The organism is Mycobacterium sp. Root265, assembly GCF_001428895.1.
Taxonomy (GTDB): Bacteria; Actinomycetota; Actinomycetes; order Mycobacteriales; family Mycobacteriaceae; genus Mycobacterium.
Genome location: NZ_LMJA01000001.1, coordinates 470,797 through 489,468, shown reverse-complemented (window position 1 = coordinate 489,468; position 18,672 = coordinate 470,797). Strand labels below are relative to the sequence as shown.

Here is an 18,672-nt window from a genome sequence, read left to right as displayed (position 1 = left end):
GAGGGTTCAGGAATCGAGAAAGGCCAGCAGCTGCTGCGTCATTTCCTCGGGCCGTTCCTCGTAGAGCCAGTGCCCGCAGTCGCCGACAACGATGGCGGTGACGTGATCGGCGTATTCCCGGACCTGCGTCCCGACGAACTCCCCCAGGCTGCCTTCGGCGCCGACCGCCAGGACCGGCATGCCGAGCTTGGTCTTCTTCGTTTGCGCGGTGGCCGCCATATCGAGTGGAAGGGTGCGAAACCAGGCGAGGTTCGCCCGGAGGTGCGCGGGCTCGCTCAGGTAGCCGGCGTAGACGGCGATGTCCTCGGCGGTGACAGAGCCCTTGACCACTTCGAGGGCGTCGGTGAACTTGCTGATCCAGAGCGCTTCCCGCCCCGCGATCATCTCTTCGGCAAACCCGTTCATCAAACTGAAGAACCCGAAGTGCCACGCGCCCGGGCCCTGAGGGGTCAGAGATTGAAAGCTGTAGATGCTCTCGTCGGGGATCGGCGCCTCACTGAGAACCAGTTTGTGCACGTCGTGGGGATGGGCGGCGGCGTAGGCGTAGGCGACCATGGTGCCGATGTCGTGGCCGACCAAGCGGATGTCCGCGTCATGGCCGAGCTCGACGAGCAGGCGGTGAATATCGTCGGCCAGGGTCGTCTTCTCGTAGCCGGTGGGCGGCGCATCACTGCGGCCCGCTCCGCGCAGGCTGGGCGCGATTACCGTGTAATGCTCGGACAGCGCCGGCATGATGTGACGCCACTCGTACCAGGTCTGCGGATAGCCGTGCAGCAGAACCAATGTCGGACCGGACCCACCGATCGCGTAGTCGATTCCGACGTCGCCCACCGACACCTTGTCGCGGGTGAAACCGTCTGGCAGAGCTTCGTTCGGCATCGGCGTCTCCGGCCACTAGGTGGACGGATCGGTCCGTCTGCTGCGGACAGTACCCGCTCCTGCCGCAGTGGGAGTCTGTGTCTCCTGACAGGGAGGAAACCAGTCCTGCCGCGGCGGATGGCTCAGACGGCAGAATCGTTTCACCAAAGGCCACATCCGTCAGAATGGCCTACCAAGGCCGATATCGAGGAGCAGCCATGACGACACCGAAGAACTCCGCACTGGCCGGCCTCGGTCTGACAATCCCGCTGATCGCCGCCCCGATGGCCGGCGGTGCCACCACGCCCGCCATGGTGATCGCGGCGTTCCGCGCCGGCGCGCTCGGGTTCCTGGCGGCCGGGTACAAGAGCGCGCAGAACCTGGAATCCGAGATCGCCGCGGTGCGTGACGCCTCGATCCCATTCGGGGTCAACGTCTTCGTACCCAACGCCGTCCCCATCACCGACGAGGCGTACCGCCACTACGCGGATGCGCTGCACGCGGAGGCGGACCGATTCGGGCTCACCTTGCCCGCGCATCCCGTCGATGACGATGACGCTTTCGGCGCCAAGATCGAGGTGCTGTTGTCGAACCCCGTCCCGGCGGTCAGCTTCACCTTCGGGCTGCCGGGCAACGATGTCATCAGGGCCCTACAGAAGGCCGGCACGGTGGTCATCCAGACGGTGACCACGCTGCCCGAAGCCGAACTGGCGGCCGAAGCGGGCGCCGATATGCTCGCGGTCCAGGCCAGCGTCGCCGGAGGCCATTCCGGAACGTTCACCCCGGACCGGATGCCGGCACCGGTGCCGATCGGAGATCTGATCGGGCAGATCAGCACCGGCGTGGGTCTCCCCCTGATTGCCGCGGGCGGTCTGGCCACACCGGAAGCAGTAGCCGGCGTCCTGGATGCCGGCGCGGTGGCCGCCGCCGTGGGCACGGTGCTGCTGCGCGCCGACGAAAGCGGCGCGTCGGCAACCCACAAGGCCGCGCTGATCGATCCGTCGCGCACCGAGACCACCCTCACCCGCGCGTTCACCGGACGTCCCGCGCGCGGCCTGCGCAACAGCTTCATCGACCGTTTCGAGCCGATCGCTCCGCTGGGCTATCCGGCCATCCACCACCTGACCAGCCCGCTGCGTAAGGCAGCCGCTGCTGCCGGAGAAGCCGATCTGGTGCACCTGTGGGCGGGCACCGGTTACCGGCATGTCCGCGATGAGTCGACCGCAACGATCCTCGCGGCGCTGGCCGGCTGAAATTGCTTGCACGCGCTTCGGTCGGTCGTACACAGTGGACGGGGTGATGACGACGCAATACGGCAGTGCCGACGATCTCCGGGTCGCGATGAGACGTGACCTCGTCGTCGCACTCAAGGCCCGCGACACCGAGACCGTCGCGGCGTTGCGGACCGCCATCGCCGCGATCGACAACGCCGAGGCGGTCGACACGAGTGCGCTGCCCGCTTGCGCGCCAGACGGGCCGGTGGCCGGCGCGACGGCCGGACTGGGCTCCAGCGAGGTTGCGCGGCGCGTCCTCACGGTCGCCGATATGCAATCGGTGGTGAGCGCGGTCGTCGCCGAGTACCTCGACGAGGCGGAACGCTACGAATCCACCGGCCACGGCGAGGCTGCCGAAGTACTGCGCCGCCAAGCGCGGGTGTTGCGCGACTATTCGGGTGATCCCGACTGAACGTCAGTCATCCTCAGGTGGTCTGAGGAGATCTTCCGGGTGATGGAAGTAGTTGAGTGTTGGCTGGCCGGTGTCCAGCAGCGGCGGTGGGTGCCAGTGGATGCGGCCGTTTGCGTCGATGCTGTTGGTCCATCCGGTTTCGTAGGCCAGCCGGTTGTCCCATCCACAGCCGAGCCCGAGGCCGGTGATATCGGTCCGGCCGCCGGCTTCCCAGTCCAGCTCGGCGTGCATTCCCTGACAATCCGCGCCCGCCGCCGGGCAGCCGGGCATTGTGCAGCCCCTGTCCCGAGAGATCATCACCAGCCGTTGCGCCTTATTCGCCAGCCGTTTGGTGCGGCCGAGGTACAGCGGCTCGGCGGTGTGGTGCCGGTAGACCAGCAGGTAGTGGTAGGCGTGCTCGGCGAGCCGGATCAAGTCCCGAATCGGCATCCTCGTCCCGGCCGAGGTGGTCGCAAGTCCGGCACCGGACTGCAACTCGGCCAGGGTGGTGGAGACGACCACGGTGACCGGTAATCCGTTGTGCTGACCGAGTTCCTTGGACATCAGCGCGTTACGCACGACCGCTTTGAGTGCATCGTGGTTGCGCTGGGCGGCGGAGCGGTCATCCCGGGACGCCGCACAGTCCGGCTCGACGTCGAGCAGCGCACGGCGCTCGTCCAGCGCCTCGTCGGACACGGCGGATTGGTCGGCGTCCTGTGCGGGGACTGTCACGGGCCCGGGCGCGACAGTCGGGTCATCGGGCCCGGCCGGCGGCGCTACCGGCTCCGGTGCCGGCAACTCATCGTTGTCCTGGAGTGGGTTGGGTGTCGGGTTGTTGATCGGTTCCGTGTCGACGGGATTGTTGACCCCTGGTGCGCCCCAGACCTGGTTCACGGTTTTGAGGTAGGCGCCCAGTTCCGGGTCCACCCATCCGGTGACCCGGATCAATCCGTCTGCGTCCTGGCGTCCCAGGGTGATGCCGCGTGTGTGGGCGGCCACATCCGGGCTGTCACCGTCCTGGTTGAGGACACACAGTGCGTAGGTGGCGACTTCACGCAGAGTCCGCGGGCTGATCCCGGTCGCCGCGTCGACCAGGTCTCGTTCAAGCTGTGCACATTTCGTCGGGGTGGCGTACTTGGCCGCGGCTGCGACCGCGCCCCGGATCTCGTCGACATGGCCGCTGTTGATGCTGCCGTCGGCCAGCGCCGCCGCACACACCGCCAATTCCGGGTCCAGGGTCTGGCCGTCCATGCTGTAGCGCGGCCCGAGGTCGCGAGCATCTCGAACCCGGCGCTGCGCCTCGGCTTCTGAGATCCGCAGGCGGGTGGCGAGAATCTGGACCCAGGTGCGCGCTCCGACGTCTTTCGGGGTCGCCTGGGCCTGCAGTGCGGCCAGGATCCGGTGGTCCACGGCGGCCGTAGTGCGGGTGCGGTGTTCGCGGCGGCTTTGCAGCGCGAACAATTCGGCCGGATCCATGCGGGTGAAATTCAGTTCGGCCAGTCGCTCGCAGGCGGCGTCGTAGGCATCGAAAGCCGCCGTTACGGCCTCTCGATCCGCTACCACATTCGCAAGCATGTTCGAATTCTACCGCCGAAAGGTGACATCCGGATCGGTTATCCACTGCGTTGAAACCATCCACAGATCTGCTGAAACCATTGGCGCACAGCGATTTCGAGGAGTAAGAGGCGCGCGGAGTTTGGCCGTGGCGCAATCGGGGCAGAATAACCGGATGCCGTCCGTGTTGTGGTTCCGTCGTGATCTCCGGTTGACCGATCTGCCCTCATTGCTGGCCGCCGCAGACGGTGACGGCGATGTGCTCGGCTGTTTCGTCCTCGACCCCCGACTGGAGGCGTCCTCGGGTCCCCGGCGTCTGCAGTACCTCGGCGACAGCCTGCGCCACCTGCAGGGCGAACTGGACGGCCGGCTGCTCGTGGTCCGCGGATCTGCCGAGAAACAGATTCCGTTGATCGCCAAGGATATCGGCGCGGATGCAGTGCACATCTCCGGTGACTTCACACCGTACGGCCGACGTCGCGACGAACAGGTGCAGAACGCGCTCGACGACATCCCGTTGGTGGCCACCGGTTCGCCTTACCTGGTGTCTCCCGGCCGGATCCTCAAGGACGACGACAGCCCCTATAAGGTCTTCACCCCGTTCTTCCGCCGGTGGAATGAACACGGCTGGCGGGATCCCGCCACGTCGACCGCGAGATCGGCGCGCTGGCTCGATCCTGCGGATCTGTCGCACAAGACGCTGCGACCTGTGCAGATTCCGGACCCGGGCGCGGATATGGACGTCACCGCCGGCGAAGCCGCCGCCCTGGAGCAGTGGAAGAACTTCGTCGACGACGACCTGCAGAACTATGAGGAGGACCGCAACCGCCCCGACCTTGCCCGCACCAGTCGGATGTCCGGCCCGCTGAAGTTCGGCACGATCCACCCGCGCACCATGGCCGCCGACCTCAATGCGCGCCGCAAGGGCGATGCTGCGTACCTGCGCGAGTTGGCATTTCGCGACTTCTACGCCGACGTACTCAATCACTGGCCCCGCAGCGTCTGGTGGAATTGGAACGCCGACTTCGACGCGATCGAGATCGACGACGGGTCCGATGCCGAGCATTTGTTCGCGGCGTGGAAGGCCGGTGAGACCGGCTTTCCGATCGTCGACGCCGGCATGCGCCAGCTGCGAGATTCCGGTTTCATGCACAACAGGGTCCGGATGATCACCGCCTCATTCCTGGTCAAAGACCTCCACCTGCCCTGGCAGTGGGGTGCCCGCTGGTTCCTGGAACAGCTGGTCGACGGGGACATGGCGAGCAATCAGCACGGGTGGCAATGGTGTGCGGGCAGCGGCACCGATGCCGCGCCCTACTTCCGGGTGTTCAATCCGACCACGCAGGGGCAAAAGTTCGATCCCGCAGGCGATTACATCCGGCGCTGGGTTCCCGAACTGGTCGACGCCGACGACCCGCACCTGAAGAAGGGCCAGCGCCCGCAGGGCTACCCGGAGCCGATCGTGGATCACAGCCAGGAACGGGCCGAGGCTCTGCGCCGCTATCAGGCGATCACGGGCAAATGATCTGGTGGCACTGATACGGTCGCGCTATGCGTGATTCCGCCACACTTGTCATTGATGTCCCTGCCATCGATGTGTGGAACGTGGTGTCCGATATCCGCAACACCGGCAAGTTCTCCCCCGAGGTCTTCGAGGCGGAGTGGCTCGACGGAGCAACCGGACCGGCGCTCGGCGCGAAGTTCCGCGGGCACGTCAAGCGCAACGAGATCGGACCGATCTACTGGACGACCTGCCGCGTGACGGCCTGCCAACCGGGCAAGGAGTTCGGCTTCGAGGTCCTCATCGGCGATCGCGCGGTCAACAACTGGCATTACCGATTCGAGCCCAACGGCGCGACGTCGACGAAGGTGACCGAATCCTTCTTCCTGCCGCTCCCGGCATTGGTGCGACCCTTTGAGCCGCTGTACTTCCTGCGCCGCCGCCGCAACGTCCGGGACATGACCACGACGCTGAACCGCATCAAGGATTACGTCGAACAAGGCTGACCGCGCAGTCAGGCTTCGATCATGGCGACCGTCGCCGGCAGATCACCCACGAGGAGGCGCATGGCTTCCGCGCCGAAGCCGGCCGCAGCTGAACTCAGCGGGTGCGGACCGGTAACTGTGCCCAGCCGCGCACACTGGAGGTGTGTGCGCGGCGCGCGTTGTCGTAGTCGACATCCCAGTCGGTCCAGCGCTTGAGCACCTCCTCGAACGCCACCCGCGCTTCCAGGCGCGCGAGCGCCGAGCCCAGGCAGAAGTGAATGCCCTGACCGAAGCCCAGATGCGGTGCCTTGCGGTGGATGTCGAACCGGTCAGGGTCGGGGTGTCGCGCAGGATCCCGATCGGCGGACGCGTTGAGCAACAGCAGGTAGGACCCCGCACTGATGGTCTGGCCGTAGTGTTCGACATCGCGGGCCACGTAGCGGGCCTGAACCGGTGACGGCGGCTCGAAACGCAGCGTCTCCTCGACGGCGCCGGGGATCAGCGACGGGTCGGCGACGAGCTGCCTCCGCTGCTCGGGATGCTCGGCGAGCAGCTGCCCCATCGCGCCGATCAGACGCGCGGTGGTTTCGTTACCCGCTCCGGCGATCATCGCGGTGTACGCCAGTACTTCACCGCGTTCGAGCTTGCGACGGTTGCCGCCGGTCTCCTCGATCTCGGCGTTGAGCAGTTCGGTCATCAAATCGTCGGAAGGGTGCGTGGCCCGCCATTCGATGTATTCCACGAACTCGGCGATCGCGTCCTGGAAGATCGACGGGCTGATATCGCCGTCCGGGCTCGAGTCGACGGTGATCCGGGTGTCGTTGCGGTCGCGGATGAGTTGTTGGGCATCCTCGGGAATGCCCAACAGGTAGCCGATGGTGCGCATCGGCATGATGGCACCCAGGTCGACGACGAAGTCGAAGCGATCTGATCCGACGATCGGATCCAGGGCGCGCGAACAGAATTCGCGCACCAGATCCTCGACCGCCAGCATCCGTCGGGGCGTGAACACCCGCGACAGCAGCTTGCGATGCAGGTCGTGCAGCGGCGGGTCCTCGAAGAGCAGAATGCCGGGCGGCACTTCGATACCGCTGAACAGAATGTCGGCGGTGGTGCCGTGGCCCGATCGATACGTCTGCCAGTTCGGCAGTGCCGGAGCGACATCTTCGTAGCGGCTCAGTGCGTAGAAGTTGTACTTCTCGTTGTAGTACAGCGGCGCCTCGTCGCGCATCCGCTTCCAGATCGGATAGGGATCGTCGTCGATGTCGTTGTCGAACGGGTCGTAATACAGCTCGACACTGGGATCAATGGTCACAGCGGAGACCTATCTTGGCTGGTTGGGTACACCGGGAAACAACTGTTCTGTCGGACCTGAGGTGACGTGGCCACCGAGCTTCGTTGCCAGGTGCGGGGCGAATACGGCGCCGTAGGCGAGATGCCCGGCCACGATCATGGCCGCGACGGACAACAGGGCGGATCCGGTACGACTCTTCGACCGGTTGTCCGACCACACCTCAACGACATTGCGGCCCTGCCCGTCGGTACGCCCGAGCAGATAGGTGAACACCATCATCTGCACCGCCATGGCGATGGCGTCGTAGATCGGGTACTGGTACCTGGTGCCCTCGAAGATCGCGAGCCCCGGAATCACCAAGCCGTAGTAGAAGACTCCGAACCGCGGCCCAAAGAAGGCATTGAAGAACAACGCCCAGCAGAAGCCGACGAGCAACCCCACGACGAGCAGGGTCTGCGGCCTCCGCCACCCGAACCGTCGGATCACCCACCGGCCGAGTGCGGCGCCGATCACCGCGGGCAACACGAAGTAGGCGATGTAGCCAATCGGCACCGCCGATGGCAGTCCGCCGCCCCAGGTGAAATTCATCGGCCACCATGACGGCATGCGCGGGAGTGCAGGCGGGAACTGCGCGTACATCGCCCAGTCATACGGCGCTTCGATCCAGGAGAACGAAATGGCCGAGATGGACACCAGCAGCAGAGGATGCAGGCGGCCACGCCGGTAGCTCAAGTACACCCCGTACGCCAGGAACAGCGCTCCCCCGATGTAGGCAAAGGAGAGGCCGACAACGAGGGCGGGCGTCAGCTGGGTGTTCATCGATCACTCTCCCGAGGGCCGTTGCCTCGTGCTTCGGGATCGAAATACCAGACGAGTCCGAAGATCACCATGATCAGTCCGAACAACGTTCCGAGCATGATGAGTTGTCCCACGACACCTCCCCCTAGCCGCCAGGTCCGTTGGGCCACTTGAGGAGTGATCCGGCATCCACCCGGATGTGTTGGCCGGTGATGTAGCGGCTCTCGTCGCTTGCCAGGAACACGCCCAGGTTGGCCATGTCCTCGGGTTCGATGTACGGGATGGGCATCGCCTGGAACAAATTGAACAGCGGCTCGGCGTCCTCCCGGGTGGCGATCTTGCCCTCCGCCTTCAGGTCGGGGCGGAACACCCCGTACATGCCCTCGTTCTGCAGCAGATGGGTGTTGCAGTTCGTCGGGTGCACGGCGTTGACCCGGATCATTCTCGGCGCCAGGTGCAGACACATCTCATCGACATATTCCATGACGATGCGCTTGCTCCAGCCGTACCCGGCGCCGCCGGGCCCCATGTCCGGGCTGGTGGTGGTGCCGCGAATCATGCCCGCGGTGGATCCGGTCACGATGATCGACGCCCCGTCGGGCAGGTGTGGAATGGCCACTGCCACAGTGTTCATCACGCCGAGCAGGTCGACATCGGAGGCATCCACGAAGCCCATCGGGTCGGGGTTGCCCATGGCCATCGGGAGGATGCCGGCGTTGGCAACGACGATGTCGATCTTTCCGAAGTCGGCCACGCCCGCCTCGACCGCATCGCGCAGTTCGTGGCGCTCACGCACATCGGCGATGCGGGCCAGTATCCGTCGGCCCAACCCCTTGACGCAACGTTCGGTCTCGGCGAGATCCTCGGGAGTGGCTAACGGGTAAGGGTTGGAAGGGATGTCGCGGCAGATGTCGACGGCGATGATGTCGGCGCCTTCTCGTGCCATCGCGATCGCATGGGCGCGGCCCTGCCCCCGAGCGGCGCCGGTGATGAAGGCGACCTTGCCTTCGAGTTTTCCGGGCATCTTTTCTGATCCTCTCGTCAGGCTGCCGGCGTGAAGGTGATGTGCAGGTCGCTGAGCCCGCGCATGATGAAGGTGGGCTCGTATCCGTAGCGGCGGTCCTCGGCGGGGCCGTGATGCTCCTCGGAGATCGTGATGTCGCGCATGCGGTCCAGGATCCGCTCGAGCGAGATGCGGCCCTCCGCTCGGGCCAGCGGCGCCCCGGGGCAGGAGTGCGCGCCGCGGATGAAGGCGATCTGCTCACGCACGTTGGGTCGATCGGTCTGGAATTCATTGGGATTGGCAAACTTTCGGGCATCCCGATTGCACGCTCCCGGCAAGACCATGACGGTCGTTCCCGCTGGGATGTTGACGTCGCCGACCGTCGTGGACGCGCTCGCCATCCGGAAATGGGATTTCACCGGGCTCTCCAGCCGCAGTGTCTCTTCCAGGAATGCCGGGATCTTGCTGCGGTCGTCGCGCAGCAGCTTTTCGAAACCGGGGTTGTCCCCGATGAACCGTACCGCCGAACTCACCAGCTTCGTCGTCGTCTCGGTGCCGGCGGCGAACAGGAACGTCGACAGGTTCATCACATCCTCGATATCGGGTGTCGACCCGTCCTCATGCTTGGCCTGCGCGAGTTCGGTCAGCACATCCTCGCGGGGTGTTCGTCGGCGATCCTCGATGTAGCCGAAGAACTTCTCGTTCAGCCACTGCAGTGGGTTGTGCGTGGTCGGCGCTTCCTTGCCGAGTTCGCCGACGGTCTCGAGCGCGAAGACCGCCTTGAATTCCGCATGGTCCTGCTCCGGCACCCCCAGCAGATCAGCGATGACCAGCAGCGAGAACGGCTTTGCGTAATCGGCCAGGAACTCCGCACTCCCCCGCGCGAGGAAGGTGTCGAGCTGTCGGTCGGCGAGCCGCCACATGAAGTCCTCGTTCTCCTTGAGGCGTTTCGGTGTGATCAGCCGGCTCAACAAGCCGCGGGTGCGGGTGTGCAGCGGCGCATCCTGCGAGGTGATGTGTTCGGCCATCGGTACCTGATTGCGGTGCTGCTCGATGAGCTCGCTGACGTCATCGCTGTCGCCGGGGCCGAACGGTAGGCCGGCGAACGGACCGGCCACCGAGTTGCACGACGAGAATGCCGGGTTCTTGTACACCGCGAGCGCTTCGTCGTAACCGGTGATCGCCACGACGTTGAACGGTGTCGCCGGTGCCACCGGACTCTTCGCGCGCAGATGGTCGAAGTACGGGTAGGGGTCCGGCACCAGCGACTCGTCGGTGAAGTAGTCCACTGTGTCGAAGTCGGTCACCGCACGCTCCTGATCGATTCGGTGGCAACAGCCATGAAACCTAAAGTTTGTTGCACAGCACCCTAATGGTTGTTCCGCTGTGCGGTCAACGACCGAACTGACGTGCGGTTTGCGGTCTAACGTGTCCGCAGCACCACGGGGTCGACCAAATATCGGGTTTCGGCGAGGCTGCCCGCGGGACTCAACTCCAGAGCAGGCCACGCATGAGCGCGGACTGCGGGATGTCCTCGACGGCGATCACTCCGGCCGGCGCATCGCACACCCAGTCGATCGTGTTCACGACGCGTGCCGCCGTCGAGATGCAACCGGCATCGGTGGGATCGAGGACCGGGTGTGACAGGTGGGTATTGAGTTCCACGCGGGGATCACCATCGACGACGACCCGGTGCACCCCCACATGCCCGTCCGGTGGAAAGTCCCACTCCGGCGCGGCCGCGGTGGTCAGGCGGTTGACATGCTCCAGAGTGATCACGGTGCGTCCGTCCAGCACGCCCTCGGTGGCGAACCGGATGGCGGCCATCTGGCCGGGCCGCACCGACATCATGGTGCACTCGATGGGCTCCGGGGTGAACCACCGTTCGGTCCGCTGCCGGACCTCGTCGAGCGTCACACCGAGATTGGCCGCCAGCCCACGCACCTGCGGACCCCACAGCGATTCGACCACGCCGGGAAGCAGGAGTGGGGGTGGCTCGTCTGATTCGGCTGTGCCGAACCCCATTGATGCACCAGTGAATTCGGCATCGTCGTAGTTCCCATAGTCAAAGATCTCCTGCACGGTGATGGTACTGACGCGGGTTGCCAGACTCGCCGCCGTGTGGACGAGGGTGTCTCCGGAGTAGCCGGGGTCGATCCCGTTGATGTAGAGCGAGGCACTGCCCGCCTCGCATGCGGCCTGCAGGGGCTCCTTCACCCAGCTCTCGGCGTGACGTGGCGCCGCCATCCAGACCAGCGAGGTGCCCACGACGTTGATCCCGGCGCCGAGAAACCTGGTCAGCTCGTCGATGGCCTGCACCGGCCGGGTCTCGGCGAGCGCGGTGTAGACGACGCAATCCGGTGCGAGGTCGATGAGTGCGTCGATGTCGTCGGTGGCGATGACGCCGGTCGGCGTCGGCAGGCCGCACACGTCGGCGGCGTCGCGTCCGATTTTGTCCGGTCCGGACGCATGCAGCCCGACGAGTTGCATATCGGGCCGCCCGATGAGGGCCCGCAGTGCGTGGCGACCGACATTGCCGGTGGAGAACTGGACCACTCTGCGCATGGATGGCTCCTCGAAGCTTGTCCCGATGTCAACCGAATTGCTTACAGTACCTATGACGGCATGAGTGGCGAGGCACTATCCGAACGTCGCCACCCTGCCGCCGGGCTGACACTTTCGGTGTGACACGTAACGTGAGCGGCATGAGCTACCTCGGTGAGCTTCGGACCAACTGGCAGCCATTGGCGGCGGCAACGGCCGGTTTGAGTGCCGGACTGAGCCTCAGCGCGTACACCAATGCCGCCATGGCCCCGGAGTTCCTGCAGGAATTCGGCTGGAATCGTTCGGATTTCGTGCTGACCGGTGTCATCACCTTGCTCACCTTCGTGTTCCTGCCCATCTACGGTCGCCTCACCGACCTGTTCGGCGTCCGTCGTATCGCCTTCATCGGCGTCATCGGACTCCCCCTGTGCTGGGCCGGCTACGCGTTGATGTCAGGGCCCATCTGGCAGTACTTCGCGATCAACGTCGTGCTGATCGGTCTGGGTGTCACGACGACCCCGGCCATCTACAGCCGAATCGTGGCAACCTGTTTCGACAAGGCACGCGGTCTGGCGCTGGCCATCGCGATTTCCGGCCCACCGCTGCTCGGTGCGGTCGGCGCGCCGGTGCTCGAGGTCATCAACCGCGCCTACGGCTGGCGGGTGGGCTGCCTGGCGGTCGCCGTGACGATCGCGGTGATCGGCAGCCTCGCACTGTGGCTGATCCCGGCAGGCGGGCCCGACGCCCGGCGCACCCGGCGAGAAGGCGAGACCGGCAAGGACTACCGGCTCATCGGGCGCACCCCGGTGTTCTGGATTCTGTTGGCCGGCGTGCTGCTGTGCAACCTGTACCACACCGTCACCACCACCCAACTCGGCGTCGTCCTCGGCGATTCACTCGGCGCCGGAGGCGAGGTCGCGTTGCTGATCTCCATCTTCGCCACCGCAGTGATCGTCGGGCGATTCGTGTGCGGCGTTGCGCTGGACCGCTTTCCGGCGCAACGGGTGGCGGCCCTCGCGATGGCACTGCCCGGCCTGGGATGCCTGTTCATTGCCTCCCCGTGGGACAGCTTCACGGTGCTGGTCGTCGCGGTCTGCTGCCTGGGTGCAGCATGGGGCGCCGAAGGCGATGTCATCGCCTATCTGGTGGCCCGGCGTTTCGATCTGACCCTGTACAGCACCGTGCTGAGCATCCTGTCCGCGGTCATCGGGGTCTCCTCGGCGCTCGGCGCCTTCATCCTCAGCAGGACATTGCAGGTGAGCGAGAGCTTCAACGGCTTTCTGGTGTTCACCGGTGTTGCCGCGTTCGCCGGCGGTGCCTTGTTCTTGCTGCTGGGCAACCAGACAGCCGTTGCCGAGACCGCCGAGGCCGGCGAGCAGGTGCAGCCGGGTTAGTCCCCGGCGGGCCGGCAGACGCCGACCGGCAGCGGCGAGTGGTGTAAAAGGTTGAGGCTGGTGGATCCGATCAGCGCACCGGCCAGTGCACCGTGACCGCGGGTCCCGACGATGACGAGCTGGGCGCCGTCGAGGTGGTGCAGCAGTGCCTGGCTGGGCTTGGCGGGCTCGACGAAGAAACTGACGTCCACATCCGGATGGCGTTGTGCCCAGGGGCCGACCGTGGTGCTCAGCGCACTCCATTCCATGGCTTCCAGTGCCTCCCAGTCGATCAGGAACGGGATCGTGACATCGCCGGGGGCGCGACGGGACGAAGAGGAACGCACGGCCCACAACGGGACGCGCAGTGCGGCGGCGAGTTCGAACGCCAGCCCGAGGGCGGCATCGCTGGTGGTGCCGTCCACCCCGACGACGATCGGTTGCGTTGTCGGGGCGAGGATGTCGCCCCGCCAGGCGATGACCGGACATGCGGACCGGCTGATGGTCTTCAGCGTCAGCGAGCCGATCAGCAACGCCGAGGCCGCCGATACGTCCTGTGAACCCAGCACGATCAGCCGTGCCTGAGCACTCAGGGTTTCCAGCGCTTGGTCGGCGGTCTCGGACGGCGCGCTGGTGGTGATGCTCAGATCGGGTTGGGTGCGCCGTACCGCTTCGGCTGCCGCGTCCAGGATGGAGGCCGCGGCCTCATGCTGCCCGGTGATCGCCGCCGCCCGGACGGCCGCCGCCGCATCGGTGAAATTGTGTCCGAGATAGGGCGTGGCGTACACGATGTGCAGGGGTGCACCCAGCCGCGCGGCCACCCCGCCTGCCCACGTCGCCGCACCCACCGCGCTCGTGGAACCGTCGACTCCGACCACGATGGGCTGCGCACTATCGGTCATCTGCCCATCCTGCCGCATGCGCACCCCGGCATCGGCCGGTGGGACAATGGCCACGTGAATGGCCACGTGCCCGACGGTGATGCAGCAGACGGTGAGCGTGGCGTCCGGCCGGTACGCGAGACGCTGTCGCAGCTGAGACTGCGTGAGCTGCTCGGCGAGGTCCAGGACCGCGTCGAGGAGATCGTCGAGAGCGGTAACCGCGTCGAAGGGCTCGTCGAGGCGATGCTGGCGGTGACGTCCGGCCTCGACCTGGAGATCACCCTGCGCACCATCGTGCACACCGCGATCGAACTGATGGACGCCCGATACGGTGCGCTCGGCGTGCGCGGACGCGAAGAAGACGGCCATGAACTCGTCGAGTTCGTCTACGAGGGCATCGACGCGGACACCCGGGCGGAGATCGGTCCGTTGCCGCAGGGACGCGGTGTGCTCGGACTGCTGATCGACGAACCGAGACCCATCCGGCTGGACAACATCACCGACCACCCGGCTTCGGTGGGGTTTCCGCCCAACCATCCGCCGATGCGGACCTTTCTCGGAGTTCCGGTCCGCATTCGTGACGAGGTCTACGGCAACCTGTATCTGACGGAGAAGAACACCGGGCAGCCGTTCAGCGAGGACGACGAGGTGCTGGCCCAGGCGCTGGCGGCGGCAGCCGGTATCGCGATAGACAATGCGCGTCTCTACGAGCAGTCGCGGGCCCGTCAGTCGTGGATCGAAGCCACCCGGGATATCGCCACCGAACTGCTGGCGGGCACCGATCCGGGCCGGGTGTACCAGCTGATCGCCCACAAGGCGCTCACCCTCACCGGTGCGCAGATCGCCTTCGTCGCGGTCCCTGCCGACGACACCGATGTCACGACCGACGGTGACGTGGTCGTCACCGAGATCGCGGGCGACTCCCCCGTCGCCGCCGACGCGATGGCGCCCATCGCGGTCGCGGGGACCGTTCTCGGCGCGGCCCTACGGGACGGGCGGCCTCGTCGCTGCGAGGTCTTCGATGTCTCGAGCGGCTTCGGAGAACCCGGGCCGGCGCTCGTGGTGCCGTTGCGCGCCACGGATTCGGTGGCCGGTGTGCTCGTCATCCTGCGCCGGGCCGCTACTCGACCGTTCACCGTCGAACACCTGCAGATGACGGCGTCGTTCGCCGATCAGGCCGTGCTGGCCTGGCAGTTGGCCATCACCCAGCGGAAGATGCGCGAACTCGACGTCCTCACCGACCGCGACCGGATCGCCCGCGACCTGCACGACCACGTCATCCAGCGACTGTTCGCGGTCGGGCTGTCGCTGCAGGGCACCGTCGCGCGGGCGGGTTCTGCCGAAGTGGCGCAGCGTCTGTCGGCATCGGTCGACGACCTGCAGGAGGTGATCCAGGAGATCCGCACCACGATCTTCGACCTGCACGGCGGCGCACCGGGTGCGGTGCGTCTGCGGCAGCGCTTACAGGAGGCCGTCGATCAGTTCTCGGCGTCCGGCCTGCGCACCACCATCCAGTTCATCGGTCCGTTGTCGGTGGTCGAGGCCGCGCTGGCCGATCACGCCGAGGCAGTGGTCCGTGAAGCCGTGAGCAACGCGGTACGCCATTCCGGTGCCACCGAGCTCGCGGTGGTGGTCACCGTCGACGACGAGCTCGGCATCACCGTCACCGACAACGGCTGCGGCATCGGCGCGAACATCACCGAGAGTGGGCTCACCAACCTGCGCGGGCGGGCTACCCAGGGCGGCGGGGTGTTCGAGCTCAGGACCGCCGATTCCGGTGGGACCGTGCTGCACTGGTCGGTGCCGTTGCCCTGAAAGGGCGGTCACCACCGGCAGTAGTTGGGTTGCCCCGGTTGGACGTAGCGGAAGTCCATCAGATACATCGCTGGGCTGAGATCGTCGGTGCGCCAGGCCGGATCGGTGACGATGTCCTCGGTGGCGTAGCGGTACCCGTCATGGGCGTACGTCATCGGCACCCTGTAACCGGCCTGCCCCCACGCGTGGATCCACTTGCGGAACTCCACGACCGGCAGTGCGTAACCACGAGGGGAACCGTCGAAGTGATAGATGACGTCGCCGTAGCGATCATCGATATCGAGGATCCAGACCACGTCCTCCTGGTAGCCCCATATTTTGATCGGATTGCTGCCCAGCAGAAAGTGGTTGGACGACTCCCCCTCGGTGCGCAGATTGCTGAACATCGAGAAATTGCCCGCGGTGCGCAGCCCCAGATACGGCGTCAGACCGATGAAGACCAGCAGGATCGGGAAGGCGTAGAGCAGCGCAGGCATCCGCCTGTCCAGGACACGCACGCCCTCCCAGCGGGGGCCGCGATCTGTCGAGAACACCGCCGCCAGCAGCGGCCAGATCGCGATGCCGACGGCGGCGTCGAAGGCCAGTCCGGTGAGCAGCGTCAGCTCCGGTATCCGGTGGACGTGAGCGCTCCACCCACACACCAGCGCGATCCCGAAGCAGATCCCGGTGTAGGCCCGTACCCGTGGGGCAGCCGTCCCCCGGGCGACGGTCAGCAGCTGTAGGTGGCTCGCGGGCACGAAGGTGAACAGCAGGGCGACGGCCAGCGCTCCGAAGTCGACGAACCCGATCAACGCGAGGGCGGCGTGCATGGTCAGCGAGAACGCCAGGATGGCCGCCTGCAACCGCGGGACGGACAGCAGCAGACCGCCACCGAGCTCCCACCCGATCACCGATACCGCCGCGATGACACCGATCGCGGGCGCCAATGCGCCGTGCCGCGGCGCGAAGAGCACCAGCAGTACGGCCGCGAGACCCGCGGCGGCGAGACCGACCACCACCGCGGTGAACACCCGGTTGCCCGCGGTGCCGAATCTCCCTCGTCGCAGCAACCGAAATCCGAGATACGCCAGCACGACCGCGACCGGAAGCACCAGCGGCATTCCCAGGAAGCGGGTCTGCAAGGCGTCGATGATCGATTGCAGCATCCCTGCCGCGCACGAGGCAGCGGGGTCGAAGAAGTCGGAGTTGAGCTTGTCGAAGCCGGCGATGACGTAGACCAGGATCAAACCGACCCGCAGCACGGGGAGCATCGCGGTGTAGTCGTGATCGGGTGCCTGCCGGCGCCGAATCAGTGAGTGCGCGAGCACCAGGATCATCGCCAGGTTCAGGCACAGCACCAGGTTGACGTGGTTGGCGACATCCGGGAATCGGAAGAGCAGAAAGTAGGTCGTCGAGGCCACCAGTAACACCAGGAATTTGAGCCGGGTGATCCCGGTGGCGATGGCGGCGCCGGCGACCAGGATGAAGCCGCCGGTGAACCACGGATCGATCCACTGCTCGCCGAGTTCCATGACGATGGCAATGGTGTAGAGCAGTGCGAACACCGAGAACGGCTTCAGCGCAGGATCGTCCCTATCGGTCACCTGCGTCACGTGCGCAGTTTAACCGCGCCCCACCTCGTCACCTGTTGTAGCGGATCTCGAGGTCACCCGAGTGCACCGCGGGGCTTTCGGTGTCGGCCGTGACCCGTACCCGGACCGGCCGTCCCCGCTGATCGAGAAAGGACAGCGGCGGCTTGCCGTCCTGCAGGTGCGCGTCACCCCACTGCATCAGCGACAGGAAGACCGGCAGCAGGTCCTCCCCCGCCGGGGTGAGGTGATATTCGTCGCGCACCCGGCTGCCGGGTTCGCGGTAGGGCGCCCGCTGGACCACGCCGGCGGCCTCCAGCTGCTTCAGTGCGCGTGACACGGCGGGTGCGGAGCTGCCTATCCGATCCACAAAGGCTTCGAAACGCCTTGTGCCATAAAAGCATTCACGGACAGCGAGAAACGCCGTCTTGGTGCTGAGCAAATCCAGCACCTTGGCCGCCGAACAGCGTTCACCGACGGTCCAGGACTCACGGTCCTGGAGCCGCCGCTCGAATGTCATCGCCATCACTCCAGTGTAACTAATGCTTGCGTTAGTCAGCTAGTCGTGCTTGTATCTCACTAACGTAAACGTTATTCAGCCGGGAGGAACGGCCATGGTGGCAGTAAATGGAAAAACGGTATTGGTGACCGGGGGCCGTCGCGGTCTCGGCTCGGCGCTGGTCGACGAGGTACTCTCCCGCGGTGCGGCGAAGGTGTATTCGACTGCCCGCGAGCAGTATTCGGATGGTCGCACCGGAGTGGTCAGCCTCCCCCTCGAGGTGCGGAACGCGCAGTCGGTCAGCGAGCTGGCCGCGATCGCCACCGATGTCGACATCGTCATCAACAACGCCGGGATCCTGCTGCCGGGCGCACTGCTGACCGGAGATTTCGACGACATCACCACGACGTTCGACATCAACACCCTCGGTCCGCTGCGGGTCACCCGGGCGCTGGCGCCGATACTGGCCGCCAACGGCGGCGGTGCGCTGGTGAACGTGCATTCGGTGCTGTCCTGGCTGGGTGGCAGCGGCGCCTACGGTGCCTCCAAGGCCGCCATCTGGTCGCTGACCAACTCGCTGCGCGCCGAGTTGAGCGCCCAGGGCACCCAGGTGCTCGGCGTACACGTCGGGTTCATCGACACCGAGATGGTGTCCGAGGTCGGCCTGCCCAAGACCGCTCCGGCCGACGTCGCCGCCACCGTGATCGACGCCCTGGAGGCCGGCGCCCACGAGGTCCTGGTCGACGAGGTGACCGCCGCGGTGAAGGCCAAACTGTCCGGGCCCGTCGAGGACCTCGTCTTCGACCTGGCGCACTGACCGGGGTACCTCAGGAA

At 66.0% G+C, this 18,672-nt stretch carries 17 protein-coding genes; 7 read left to right on the top strand and 10 right to left on the bottom strand.

Annotated elements, in window-relative coordinates:
- Positions 1 to 6 precede the first annotated feature (6 nt).
- Entirely contained in the window at positions 7 to 879 is an 873-nt protein-coding gene (locus tag ASE48_RS02185) for an alpha/beta fold hydrolase (protein WP_057165344.1), read from the bottom strand.
- Positions 880 to 1,076: 197 nt separating this feature from the next.
- Between ASE48_RS02185 and ASE48_RS02180 the strand changes: the two genes are divergently transcribed.
- Together ASE48_RS02180 and ASE48_RS02175 are read left to right on the top strand one after the other, a co-directional pair.
- Positions 1,077 to 2,111, top strand: coding sequence for a nitronate monooxygenase (locus ASE48_RS02180; protein WP_057165343.1), 1,035 nt, complete (start codon positions 1,077 to 1,079; stop codon positions 2,109 to 2,111).
- A 46-nt stretch (positions 2,112 to 2,157) separates the two neighbouring features.
- A complete protein-coding gene (locus tag ASE48_RS02175) occupies positions 2,158 to 2,544 on the top strand; it encodes a hypothetical protein (RefSeq protein ID WP_057165586.1) in 387 nt (128 codons plus the stop codon).
- A gap of 3 nt (positions 2,545 to 2,547) precedes the next feature.
- Here ASE48_RS02175 and ASE48_RS02170 read toward each other — a convergent pair whose 3' ends face one another.
- Positions 2,548 to 4,098 (bottom strand): DUF222 domain-containing protein, encoded by a 1,551-nt coding sequence (locus tag ASE48_RS02170; RefSeq protein WP_057165342.1) that lies wholly within the window; start codon positions 4,096 to 4,098, stop codon positions 2,548 to 2,550.
- Positions 4,099 to 4,252: 154 nt separating this feature from the next.
- Here ASE48_RS02170 and ASE48_RS02165 point away from each other — a divergent pair, with 154 nt between their 5' ends.
- Entirely contained in the window at positions 4,253 to 5,602 is a 1,350-nt protein-coding gene (locus ASE48_RS02165) for a cryptochrome/photolyase family protein (protein WP_057165341.1), read from the top strand.
- Positions 5,603 to 5,628: 26 nt separating this feature from the next.
- Positions 5,629 to 6,084, top strand: a complete 456-nt coding sequence (locus ASE48_RS02160; protein WP_057165340.1) for an SRPBCC family protein — start codon at positions 5,629 to 5,631, stop codon at positions 6,082 to 6,084.
- A gap of 94 nt (positions 6,085 to 6,178) precedes the next feature.
- Here ASE48_RS02160 and ASE48_RS02155 read toward each other — a convergent pair whose 3' ends face one another.
- The 5 genes from ASE48_RS02155 to ASE48_RS02135 form a co-directional block, all read right to left on the bottom strand.
- Positions 6,179 to 7,378: a cytochrome P450 gene (locus ASE48_RS02155; protein ID WP_057165339.1), complete on the bottom strand. Its 1,200-nt coding sequence runs from the start codon at positions 7,376 to 7,378 to the stop codon at positions 6,179 to 6,181.
- Positions 7,379 to 7,387: 9 nt separating this feature from the next.
- Positions 7,388 to 8,176, bottom strand: a complete 789-nt coding sequence (locus ASE48_RS02150; protein WP_057165338.1) for a spirocyclase AveC family protein — start codon at positions 8,174 to 8,176, stop codon at positions 7,388 to 7,390.
- Between the two features lie 124 nt (positions 8,177 to 8,300).
- Positions 8,301 to 9,179 (bottom strand): mycofactocin-coupled SDR family oxidoreductase, encoded by an 879-nt coding sequence (locus ASE48_RS02145; protein ID WP_057165337.1) that lies wholly within the window; start codon positions 9,177 to 9,179, stop codon positions 8,301 to 8,303.
- Between the two features lie 17 nt (positions 9,180 to 9,196).
- The gene (locus ASE48_RS02140; RefSeq protein ID WP_057165336.1) at positions 9,197 to 10,465 is read right to left on the bottom strand and encodes a cytochrome P450; all 1,269 of its coding nucleotides are present in this window, start codon (positions 10,463 to 10,465) and stop codon (positions 9,197 to 9,199) included.
- 181 nt (positions 10,466 to 10,646) lie between these two features.
- Positions 10,647 to 11,723, bottom strand: a complete 1,077-nt coding sequence (locus ASE48_RS02135) for an NAD(P)H-dependent amine dehydrogenase family protein (protein ID WP_057165335.1) — start codon at positions 11,721 to 11,723, stop codon at positions 10,647 to 10,649.
- 119 nt (positions 11,724 to 11,842) lie between these two features.
- Between ASE48_RS02135 and ASE48_RS02130 the strand changes: the two genes are divergently transcribed.
- A complete protein-coding gene (locus ASE48_RS02130) occupies positions 11,843 to 13,096 on the top strand; it encodes an MFS transporter (RefSeq protein WP_235570611.1) in 1,254 nt (417 codons plus the stop codon).
- On the opposite strand, the gene ASE48_RS02125 is transcribed toward ASE48_RS02130, so the two are convergent.
- Positions 13,093 to 13,977, bottom strand: coding sequence for a universal stress protein (locus ASE48_RS02125; protein ID WP_057165585.1), 885 nt, complete (start codon positions 13,975 to 13,977; stop codon positions 13,093 to 13,095). The two genes, ASE48_RS02130 and ASE48_RS02125, sit on opposite strands and share 4 nt — an antisense overlap.
- Before the next feature lie 54 nt (positions 13,978 to 14,031).
- Here ASE48_RS02125 and ASE48_RS02120 point away from each other — a divergent pair, with 54 nt between their 5' ends.
- Positions 14,032 to 15,771 (top strand): GAF domain-containing sensor histidine kinase, encoded by a 1,740-nt coding sequence (locus tag ASE48_RS02120; RefSeq protein WP_327049637.1) that lies wholly within the window; start codon positions 14,032 to 14,034, stop codon positions 15,769 to 15,771.
- An 8-nt stretch (positions 15,772 to 15,779) separates the two neighbouring features.
- On the opposite strand, the gene ASE48_RS02115 is transcribed toward ASE48_RS02120, so the two are convergent.
- The gene (locus ASE48_RS02115; protein WP_057165332.1) at positions 15,780 to 17,363 is read right to left on the bottom strand and encodes a hypothetical protein; all 1,584 of its coding nucleotides are present in this window, start codon (positions 17,361 to 17,363) and stop codon (positions 15,780 to 15,782) included.
- Between the two features lie 28 nt (positions 17,364 to 17,391).
- Positions 17,392 to 17,859, bottom strand: a complete 468-nt coding sequence (locus ASE48_RS02110; protein WP_057165584.1) for a winged helix-turn-helix transcriptional regulator — start codon at positions 17,857 to 17,859, stop codon at positions 17,392 to 17,394.
- 94 nt (positions 17,860 to 17,953) lie between these two features.
- On the opposite strand from ASE48_RS02110, the gene ASE48_RS02105 reads away from it, so the two are divergent.
- Positions 17,954 to 18,655, top strand: coding sequence for an SDR family oxidoreductase (locus ASE48_RS02105; RefSeq protein WP_057165331.1), 702 nt, complete (start codon positions 17,954 to 17,956; stop codon positions 18,653 to 18,655).
- Positions 18,656 to 18,672 lie beyond the last annotated feature (17 nt).